The following is an 11,592-nucleotide window of genomic DNA, read 5'->3' on the forward strand; positions in this document are numbered from 1 at the left end:
GACGTCGTATATACGCTTGCGACCGGCATCTCGGCTGTCGCGGCTCGCGCCGCTCCTACTCAAACCCGATCGCCTCCCTGGGCTATCGCCCGGCACCGCGAGCGCGGTGCCGGGCGAGTCGATCGCTTACGCGAAGGCGCTCAGCGCCTGGTCTCCGGGGCCTGCGCAGAAACTACAGCGGAGCGGTCAAGGCCATGGCGGTAATTACGCTCTCCGAGCGCGTCGGCAATCCGCTGTCCATCCCCTCCGTCGCGCCGAAGCCTGCCATGGCCGATACCAACGCCCGCATCTGCATGTCGTACGGCATGCGATCGATCGTCGGCGCCAGCCAACGTCCGGAGTTGTCCTTGCCGCCCGAAAACGAAACCGCGTCGTCGAGCGAATCCTCAAGCCGATACTCGTTGCTGGCCGAACTCGCACCGGCACTGGCGGGCGTCAGCGTGAACTGCGAGGCCGGAATCGCGCTGCCGGACTTGGGCTGGACATAGGCCAGCCGGTACTCGCCGCCAAGGAAGTGCTTGAGTACTCGCACTTGCTTGGCGGCGTCCGCATCCACGCGTACCAACAGGTCGTCGCCGTCGCGGTGGAAACTCAGCCTGGTGCGCTCCACCCCGTAGGCGGCGCTGTTGAACATCAGCCAGTCCGTGCCGCCACCGCTGTTGTCGATAATGTCCTGGCCACCGCCGTAGACGTACTTGTCGTCGCCCAGGCCGCCGAACATCCGATCGTTGCCGTCCTCGCCGACAAGGGTATCGGCACCTGCACCTCCGATCAGCACGTCGTCGCCGGTACTGGCCGCCGACCCGTTGCCGCCGGCCAGATAATCGTCGCCGTCGCCGCCGTCCAGGCGATCGTCGCCAGCGTAGCCGAACAAGGTGTCCTTGCCGCCGTTTCCGTACAGCGCGTCGCGCAAGCCGCCGCCGCTGATGGTCTCGCCGACATCGGTGCCTTGCCCGCTCCAGTCGAAACCGGCAGCGATCATCGTCTCGATCTGGACGGCAGTCAGGCGCGCGCCGCCGGTGCCGGAGACCGCTTCGATCGCGCTATCGCCGCCGAGGAAGTGGCCTTGCACGCGGATCGCCGTGCTGGTGCCGCGATCGGCGGAAACCAGCAGGTCGTCGCCCTCGCGCTTGAACAGCAGTTTGTCCATGGTCAGGCCGAAACGAACCTCATCGTTGCCGCCGCCCTGGTCGTCGACCAGGTCGCTGCCGTAGGCGCTGTTCCAGAGGTAAACGTCGTTGCCCGCGCCGCCGACCAGCGTATCCGTGCCACGGCCGCCGTCGAGCGTGTCGTTGCCGTCTTCGCCCACCAAGTGGTTACGGCCGGCATTGCCGATCAGGCTGTTATCCAGGACGTTGCCGATACCGTCGACGTGCGAGCTTCCGGTCAGCGTAAGTTTTTCCACGTTCGCGGCCAGCTCGTGGTACTGGCTGCTTTGCACATGGTCGTAGCCGCCGCCTTGGTCTTCGACGACCTGGGCGTAAGCGTCGCCGAGAACATAAGTGTCGTCACCGGCACCGCCGATCAGGCGGTCCTGGAACAAATCGCCGGTAAAGACATCGTTGCCGCCGTAACCGTAGATCACTTCGCTGTCGGCGGTACCGCTCAAGGTCTCGCCCAGTTCAGTGCCGCGGATCGCATTGAGCACGGACAGCGAGAACTGCGTCGAGGCGGTCAGTCCGGCGCGATCGGTGACCGTGATGTAGAAGCTCAGCGGCAGCCCGTCGCCCGCCGGAGCGACTCCGGAGAAAGTCCGGGTAGCCACGTCGAAGTTCAGCCAAGCCGGCAACTCCCGGTCGAAGCTGTAGCTCAGCGTTTCGTCGTCAAGATCGTAGAGCACGTCAGCGGGCAACGTGTAGCGATACTGCTCGCCTTGCACCGCCTCCTGCCAGGGAATGCTTTCGCCGGAGATCGGCGCGCTGTTGGACAAGGCAAGCAATTGTTGCAGGCTCATGCGCGAGCCGTCGGCGAACACCAACTCCTCGATGCCCTTGCCCTCCTGCGGCCGATAGTCGAAGTTCACGGTTTGGCGTCCGCCGCCATTCGGATCGATCACGACGAACGACACCGCATATGGCGTACGCGTCACCTCGACGATATCGGTGCTGGCGATGCCCGTGCCGAACTCGATCCGATCGATATTTCCGACGGTCGCATCGACATCGTTGATGCTGACCTCGCCCCCGGCCCAGCGCGCGATCCGATAGATGTCGTTGCCCGTGTCGCCGGACACGCTGTGCTTACCGCCGCGGATATCGAACAGATTGTCGTGCTCGTTGCCGACGAGATTGAGGTCGTTGCCTTCGTCCGCGATGAAGCTGCGGGCCTGCCCGACCAGGCGCACCGTCTCGATCCCGCTGCCGGCTAACAGCCGATAGCCGTCCACCGATACGTGGGCGGCGTCGGCGTTGCCGATCGGGCCGCTTTGATAGCCGCTATCGCTGACCGTGTCGCCGAGGTTATCGACATGGAATGTCTCGTTGCCCATGCCGCCGAACATGGAATCCGCCCCGGCCCCGCCGTCGAGGACATCGTCGCCCCAGGAAGCGCCATCGATGAGGGTATCGTTGCCTTCGCCACCGTACAGACGATGCACGCCGTAGCCATGGTCGTTCGAATCGCCGTTGCCGGTCAGCAAGTCGTCGCCGCCGAAGCCATACAGATCCTGGCCGTACTTGTTGCCGACCAGGCGATTGGCGGCATCGTTGCCGTAGCCGATACCGTGCCCGCTCATCTTCAGGTTCTCGATATTGGCCAGCGCGCGCAGATCGACCGACTCGGCGCTCCCGCGGTAATCGAGCGTATCGCTGCCCCCGCTGGCCAGTTCCTCGATCGCGACGGCGCTCAGGTCGGAGACCACGAAAGTATCGTTGCCCTTGCCGCCTATCAAGCGCGAACCGCCCGCGGCGTATCGCGCGTCGATCGTATTGTCGAGCGCGTTTCCGGTGATCGTGGTGACCGCCGTAGTGGAAGTGACATATCCGTCCAGAAACGCCTGCATGGCGTAGTTTCCGCTGAGCGTGCTGGAAACGTAGACGTCGAGATAATCGCCTCGGACCTCGATGGTGTCGCCGACGTTGTCTATCCAGAAGGTAACCGGCGAGAACTGGAACGCGGCTCCCTTGCCGAGATAGATCATGCGATCGGCGCCCGCGCCACCGTCGATCACCGTGCTGTGGGCGGAGGACAACACCGTCATGGTGTTGTCCAAGCCGTTGCCGCGGTACCAGATACCGTAGACGGTGCTTCCTTGGAACGTCGCCTCCAGGTTCTCGACGTTATCGGCCATCCGATACTCGCCGTCGCTGCCGCCGGCGATCACCATCGTATCGATGCCCTGGCCGGCATGCTCGACGATATTCTTGACGTTAACGAAACGGTCGTTGCCGTTTCCGCCTTCGGCGACATCGCTACCGTCGCCGCCGAGCAACAGATCGTCGCCCTCACCGCCGTACAGATAGTCGTCGCCCGCATTTCCATCGATACGGTCGTTGCCGGCCTGTCCGTACAGAACGTCGTTACCCCCGGCGCCGTCGAAATCGTCGTCGTATTGCGTGCCGGTATGGTTGTCCGCATCGCCGGTGCCGGTCCACAGCGGTTCGTAGCCCCAGACAGCGGAGGTCCAACGAACGCCGTCGGCGAACTCGATGACATGGCGATCGCTTCCGAGCAGGAAGAAATTCTGCAATTGCACCGAATCGGTGCCGCCGTCCGCGCGAGCGAAGCGGACGAACAGGTCGTCGCCCACCCGCAGTCCTTTCGCATCGCGCCGGGACAAGCTGTCACCGAAGCGGATCACATCCGCGCCATAGACCCAATTCTTCAGGTCGACCCGATCGGTACCGAAACCGGCTTCGAACAGATAGGTGTCCTTGCCCGCACCGCCGGACAGCACGTCGTCGCCGGAACCGCCGACGATGGTATCGTCGCCGTCGCCGCCTTCCACGAAGTCGTTGCCGCCAAGGGCTTCGATGCGATCGTTGCCGAACTTGCCGTAAAGATTGTCGTTGCCCTCGGTGCCGCGCAGAAGATCGTCACCGTCGGTGCCTCCGATCGGCGCGCCGACGCCCAGCAGGCCGAACAGCTGCTCGCGAGTGATCAGCGTACCGTCGGCGAACCTGAAGTCGACCTTGTTGCCAACTTCGGCGAAGAAATCCTCGATGGTCAGCCGGTCCTCGCTGCCGACGATGCCAACGACCAGATCGTCGGCCGATACCGTGTAAGTCACGTCGGCGCTGGCGATGTCGACGGCAAACTCGACCACATCGCGCAAGTCGTCGTTTCCGTAGGGAACGAAGATCGTGTCGCGGCCGAAGCCGCGCTCTATCGCGTAGACGTCATGACCGTTACCGCCGGCAAGCCGATCGTCACCGGCATCGGTACCCAGGCGATCGGCGCCTTCGTTACCGAACACCAGGTCGTTGCCGTCGCCGCCCTTGAGTTCGTCGTCGCCGTCGCCGCCGTCGACGACATCGTCGCCGCTTCCGCCATCGAGAATGTCGGCGCCGGCCTCGCCAGCCAGCTCATCCTTGCCGCTACCCCCGTACAGGCGGTCGCGCCCCTCCCCGCCGCTCAGCTGGTCGTCGCTATCCCCGCCGTTAAGGAAGTCGTCGCCTTCCTCGCCATCGAGATAGTCCTTGTCCGCGCCGCCGTCGAGGCGATCATTGCCAATCCCGCCGAACAGCCTGTCTTCGCCGCTGTCGCCATCGATGCTGTCGTTGCCGTTCTCGCCGTACAAGTGGTCCCAGCCCGAACCGCCGCGGAGGCGATCGTCGCCGTCGCCGCCCCAAACGCCATCGGACCCGCTACCGCCGTCGAGCGTGTCGCTGCCGATTCCGCCAACCAGCTCATCCTGGCCGTCGCCGCCGCGCAGATCGTCGTCCCCCTCCTCGCCGAACAGCTTGTCCTGGTCGCCGTCGCCGCTGAGCAGGTCGTTGCCGGCGCCGCCCTGGAGCTGGTCGTTGCCGGCCCCGCCGTAGATCCTGTCGTTGCCGTGGTGCTGCAGGGGGAACTGCGACGAGTCGGCGTCGCCAACCAACATGTCGTCGCCGTCGCCGCCGTCAATCAAGTCGTTGCCGCTCATGCCGAAAACCGTATCGTTTCCGGCGCCGCCGGAGATTTGGTCGTCGCCGTGCAGCGCAGGATCGATAAGGATCGAATCCCCGATCAGGGTGTCGTTGCCGGTGCCGCCGAGCAGAGTGTCCGCGCCATCGTCGCCGTAGAGGAAGTCGTTACCGGCGCCGCCGTCGATATAGTCGCCGCCGCCGATGCCGGAGCTCGGGAATCGATACGGCATGCCCTCGTCGAGCCGGTCGCCGGAGAGGATGTCGTCGCCGTCGCCGCCATACAACGTGTCGGCGCCACCCTGGCCGTAGATGCGATCGTTGCCGTTGCCGCCGAGCAGCACATCGCTTCCCGACACGTTGGAGCCGCTGGAAGAACGACTGCCGATGTACTCGAAGTAGGTGCCCGGCTGAGTGAAATCGTCGCCGAGGATCAAGTCGTCGTCGTCGCCGCCATTGATATAGTCGTTGTCGCGGCCGCCTACCAGCAGGTCGTTGCCGATATCGCCTTCGATGGTGTCGCTGCCCTCGCCGCCATGGACGATATCGGAGCCTTCGCCGGCGAGAATTTCGTCGTCGCCGTTCTTGTGCAGATTCGGGTCGAGATCGACGAAGATATCGTCGGTTTCGGGCTTGTGATCGTTCGGGCCCCAGGCCTCGATCTGCAAACCCCACAAATGGTCGGGTGCGTTGTCGCTGCGCGGGCCGCGGTCGTTATAGACGAACCACCCGTTGCCAAAGGCAATAACGTCGCCGCGCGCGTTCAGGCGGGCATGGATATCTTCCAGGCTTTCGCCGGTGCCCACCATGGAATCGTCCCAGCGACGCCAGTCCATGACCACCGAATAGTTGAGAATGATGTCGTTGCCCAAACCGCCACGCAGCTTGTTCGAGCCAGGACCGCCGAGCAGCAGATCGTCGCCGTGGCTGCCATCGATGAAGTCGTCGCCGTAGCCGCCGTCCACGCCGTCGTTGCCGCCCAGCGCGACTATGGTGTCGTCGCCGCTGACCACCGTCGCCTCGTCCTTGTCCCCGTCGCGGCCGAGCAAATCGTCGTTGACGGTCAGCAAGTACGGGTTTTCCGGGGTTCCCGGTTGCCCCAGGTTCGGCAAGGTAATGCCCAGGGCACCGTTGACCCAGCCCTTGATGACGATGCTGGCCCCGGTGGGCCGATAGCGGATGAACAGCGAGCGCCCTTCGGTGCCGTCGATGACCTGCAGGCGGAAGTTGCGATCGGAGGTCTCCCAGCCCAGTCCATCGCGAGTCACGTTGTTGACCGAGTAATCGCCGATGGAGATCGCGCCGAACATCAGTTTGCCCAGACCGTCGCTGTCGACGATGACGTCCTGGCTGCGGCCGTCGGCGAGATCTTCGGCGGTGAACCGGTAGGTGTCGAAACCGGCACCGCCCTCTAGGTAGTCGCCCCCCGTGCCTCCATCGAGCACGTCACCGTCGGCGCCGCCTATCAACTGGTCGTTTCCGCCGTTGCCGAACAGTTCGTCGGCGCCAGAACCGCCGCCCAGCGCATCGTCGTTCTCGCTGCCGAACACCCAGTCCGCGCCGCCGCCAGCGGAGATGATGTTCTTCGAGCCGGCGATGCCTCTGAGGGTGTCCGCGCCCGCGCCGCCCAACTGGGTGACGGCCTGGATATCGCCGTAGTCGAACGCGCCGTTGCCATACATCCCGGCATAGCGCGCTATGACCCAGGCCGCTTCCTGGTTGGCGGTTTTCTTGGCCAGCCACTCCTCCAGCTCGCCCTCGACCTTGTCCTCGACGAAATCCAGAACCGAGCCGACCACGAACTTGAGCGCCCAACCGAACGGCCCGGTGACCGTCGCCGCCTTGTCGATCGCTTCGGACACCATGCCGACCGGCATCATGATGATGGTAGTCAGCACCTTGCTGATGTCGCGGTTGCGCGCCGCCTCAATCAAGTCGAAATGGTCGATGCTCTGTTCCACCAAACCGAAGAACTTGCCGAGTTTGGTGGCGTCGCCGACCGTCTGGCCGGTGCCGGGGATGTCCACGCCGGCGATCGTGTTGATTTTGCCGACGATCTCGCCGAGCTTCTCGTAGTCGGTCGTGCCTTCCTTTTGCAAGGTCTCGACCATCGTATTGAGATCGAAACTCAGGCGCGAGTAAATCCCCTGCCATGTTTCGTTCTGGTTCAACCCCGGATCGAGATTGAACAGCGCGACCAATTCGGCCGATTTCACCATCGCCCGCTTGTACATATCGGCGAGAATCTTCTCGGTCGCGGTGCCAGGAGCGTTGTCGCTGAGCAGATCGATCTCCAGGCCTGCGGCGTCCAGTTCCTGGGCGAAAATCACTGCCATCTGACGGGTCAGGGTCGCAATTACGGCTTGCACTTGTTCGTCGGTGTACATCGCTCCCTCGTCGTACGGGTCAAAGAGTCATGCGGAACGCCGCGCGTCGGGGCGCGCGAACGCAAGAGAAGAGAAAAAGCCGCGGAATGCCCATGCAGGGCGATCTGCCGGTGTGTGCTCGGGATTGAGGGAGCCGGCGCGCAGACGCGAACTGCGGATCCGCCCGAAGGCCGAGGCCGGACGTCCGGGCGAAGACGGAAGATTCGCGGGCGCGTGAGTAAGCTGCCCTGGTCGACGACGGCTCAAGCCGTGGGTGGCGATGGCTACTGCCAAAACTGCATCCTGCATTGCGATCGCCCAGCCTACGTGGGGTTCGCGCCTACCGGCAGTGCGGATGCGCTACGTTCCCACGCCCTTCTTCGCGTGACACTCCGGCCGTCCTGGAAGGCATGGCGGACTGGGTCGGCATTTCGCGAACTGGCGCAGCTTCGCGCGTGCCCCGGGCTACTGTCAAGCCGTGGCTGGGCGACGCTACGCTCATGACCTGCGCCGACGTCGGACTCGCGCCGCTCCTACCCGAGCAGACCGCCTCCCCGGGCTAGCGCCCGGCACCGCGATCGCGGTGCCGGGCGAAACGATGGACTACCCGCATGCGCTCAGCGCCCGGTCTGCGGGGTCTGCGCGGGAGCGATCGCGTCCATCGCGTCGGCCACGTCTTGCGCGCTCAGCATCAACATCGCCGCAGTCGATTGCACGCTCGGCGAGAACGACAGCAGCAGGCCGAAGCTGGTGCTCGGGTCCTGGCCGCTGCCGTGCTGGCGACGCATCAACAACGACAGCTTCCAACCCCTGGCGAATTCCACGTCCATGCCGGCGCCGTAGCTCAGCGCGTTGTCGCCGTAACTGCGCAGGCCCAGCACATAGTCGTTGGCGACCGGCATGATCACGTAGTTGAGGTTGACGTCGCTGCGGTTGTCGAACGATTCGCGGTATTCGAGCAACCAGTACGGACGGAAGATGTTGCCGCGCGCGGTCACGATCGGCAGGCTGCCTTCCACGCCGAGCGATGCACCGCTGTTCTCGACCGTCTGCGAGCCGTAGCTCAGGTCGTAGATGCCCAGGCCGGTCTCGCGGTAGCCGTCGAGCTTGGTGCGGCTGCTGTCGAGGCGGCCGTAGCCGGTCAGCATCATGCCGCTGCCGCCGCCGTGCTCGTAACCGGCGGTAAGCGAGCCGAACACCTGGTCGCCGTCACGCTCGGCCGAGGCCGTGGCACCGGCGGTCGCACTGTAGCGGCGGATGTCGAAGTCCAGGCGGCCCCAACCGAGGATGCCGTCGACGAACCAGCGTTCGCTCGGGCGCCACAGGCCGTACAGCGACAACGCACGCTGCTCGGCGTCGAGCTTCGAGCGGCCGTCGTCCAGGTCGGTGTCGTTCCAGCCGAAACCGCCGGCCACGCCGAGCAGGAAGCGCTCGCCGATGCGCCAGTCGGCGCCGACGGTGAGGCCGTCGCTGTGGAAGTCGAAACCGTCGCTGCGCGCATTGCGTTCGCGCTGGCCGTTGCTGATGCTACCGGCCGTCCACAGGCCCCAGCCTTCGGGCAGGCGCACCGGATCGATCGACGCCACCTGGCCCGCGGTCAGCGACATCGCCCCGCCCGAGCGGCTGCTCAGATTGAGGGCCATGTCGTTGCTGGAACGGTTGGCGCCGGCGAAGCGCTGCTGGCGCAGGCGGTCGTGGATGTTGGACTGCTGCGCCGAGGCGAAACGCACGCTGGCGTCGACCTGCGCCTGCAGACCGCCGACCACGCTCGGATCGCGGGTCGGATCGGGTCGGCCGGTCACCGTCAGGGTGGCATTGACCGAAGCCTGCAGATAGCTGCCGCTGGCCGCCTGGGTCGCGACCAGGGTCGCCACGCCGGCACCGACGATCGTCACCCTGCGCCCGCTGACCGTCGCCACCGCGGTATTGGCGCTGCTGAAGGCGAACGCGCCGTTGCTGTTGCTGCTCGGATCGGGCAGATCGAAGGCCGCCTCGCCGACCGTCTTGGCGAGGTCGCCGATCCACGCGAGGTTCGGCGTGGCGCCGCTGATGGTCACTTGCAAGGCGACTTGCGGCGCGGCGGTGTAGTTGGCGTTGCCGGCCTGGTCGGCGGTGAGCGAACATGTGCCCGAGCCCAGCGTGCTGACCGTGTTGCCGCTGACGGTGCAGACCGCCGGCGAAGTACTGGCGAATACCACCGGGTTACCCGAGGCGCCTCCGCTGGCCGACACGGTGAAGCTGCCGCCCGGCGTGTACACGGGCATCGCAGGATTCGCCGCGAACTGGGCGATGGCCTGGGCGGCCGCACCGATGGTCACGTCCAAGGTCACTTGCGGCGCAGCGCTGTAGTTGCCGTCGGCGGCCTGGTCGGCCGTCAGCGAACAGGTGCCCGCGCTCAACATCGTCACGGCGCTACCGCTGACCGTACATACCGAGCCCGTGGTGCTGGCGAACACGACCGGGCTGGTCGAGGCGCCCGGCGTGGCCGAGACCGCGAAGCTGCCGCCGGCCGCGAACACCGGCGCCGCCGGGGTGGCCGCGAAGTCGGTGATCGCCTGCGCCGCCAGGGCGATGGCCACGTTCAAGGCGACCTGCGGCGAGGCGCTGTAGTTGCCGTCGCCGGCCTGATCGGCAGTGAGCGAACAGGTGCCCGCGCTCAGCATCGACACGGTGCTGCCGGCGACGGTGCACACGCTCGGCGTGACGCTGCCGAACATCACCGGGCTGCTCGACAAACCCGGCGTCGCCGAGACCGTGAAACTGCCGCCCGGCGCAAACACCGGCGCGGCCGGATTGGCGGCGAAGTTACTGATCGACTGCGTTGCCACGCCGATCGCGACCACCAAAGTCGCCTGCGCGGCGGCGCTGTAGTTGGCGTTGCCCGTCTGGTCGGCGGTGAGCGAACAATTGCCCGCGCTGACGATCGTCACCGTGTTGCCGCTGACCGTGCAGATCGCCGGCGCGGTGCCGGCGAACACGACCGGATTGCCCGAGGCACCGCCGGTCGCCGACACGGTGAAGCTGCCGCCCGGCGAGTACACCGGTGCGGCCGGATTCGCCGCGAACGCGGTAATGGCCTGGCTGGCGGGACCGATGACCACGGCAAGCGCCGCCTGCGGCGCGGCCGTGTAGTTGGCATTGCCGACCTGATTGGCGGTGAGCGCGCAGTTGCCTGCCGCCACCGTCGTCACCGTGTTGCCGGCGACGGTACAGACCGCGGGCGTGGTGCTGGCGAATACGACCGGGTTACCCGAGGCGCCGCCCGTCGCCGATACGGTGAACGTGCCGCCCGGCGCGTACACCGGCGAGGCCGGATTGGCGGCAAAAGCGGTGATGGCCTGGCTGCCCTGCGCGATCGCCAAGGTGTAGGCGCGAGTGCCGCTGAAACCGTTGTTCGAAGTCGCTTGCACGGTGAAATTGAACGAACCCGCTGCAGTCGGAGTACCCGACAGCACGCCGGCGCTCGACAAGGCCAAGCCGGGCGGCAAGGCGCCCGCGGTGACCGTAAAGGTGTACGGGGCGACGCCGCCGTTGCCGCTGGTGGCGCTGAGGGTCTGCGAATACGCGGTCGCGAGCGCGCCGTTGGGCAAGGTGGCCGGATTGACCGTCACCGCCACCGTCGCACAGCTCAACACGAGATGGGTGACGTCGGCGGCGATCGCCGCACCGCTGGGCGGCGCGACGCTGCACAACTGGCCGGCCGGATGGGTCAGCACGCCGACGCTCCAGTTCGCGCCTTGCGGCAGGCGCGTGGGGAACACGAAGCTACTCGCGGCCTGCGCCACCACGACCTGCTGCGAACTGACCGGATTGGTCGCGGCGAGTTGCAGGGTGACCGCGCCGGTCTGGCCGCTGGCGGAACCGCCGACCGCGAACTGGGTCGGGGCGAAACAGATCAAGGCCGCGCCGTTACCGGCTTGCACGCCGTTGTTGATGGTGACCGCGGTCAGGCCGGTCGCGGCCGAGCTGCCGCCCGCGCCGCCGCCACCGCCGCCGTTCCAATTCTGCGTGCAGGTCGCCGTGCCCACGCCGGCACCGCCGCCGCCCGCACCGACCGTCGCGCCGCCGCCACCGCCGCCGCCGTAACCGGCGCCGGTGAAGGAGCCGGAGAAATTGAAGGCATCGCCGCCATCACCGTTGGCCGCATTGCCCGCCGTGGCCGG

At 66.2% G+C, this 11,592-nt stretch carries 2 protein-coding genes (1 of these 2 cut by a window edge); both read right to left on the bottom strand.

Annotation, left to right across the window (positions count from 1 at the left end; all coding sequences use genetic code 11):
- Window positions 1-172: 172 nt before the first annotated feature.
- Window positions 173-7,450, bottom strand: a complete 7,278-nt coding sequence (locus GLA29479_RS10820) for a calcium-binding protein (protein ID WP_057971566.1) — start codon at window positions 7,448-7,450, stop codon at window positions 173-175.
- Window positions 7,451-8,046: 596 nt separating this feature from the next.
- Window positions 8,047-11,592: the 3' portion of an autotransporter domain-containing protein gene (locus tag GLA29479_RS10825; protein WP_057971567.1), read on the bottom strand. The gene runs 12 nt beyond the window's last position; only the last 3,546 of its 3,558 coding nucleotides appear in the window; its start codon lies beyond the right edge, outside the window; its stop codon occupies window positions 8,047-8,049.

It is taken from the genome of Lysobacter antibioticus, from assembly GCF_001442535.1.
Lineage (GTDB): Bacteria > Pseudomonadota > Gammaproteobacteria > Xanthomonadales > Xanthomonadaceae > Lysobacter > Lysobacter antibioticus.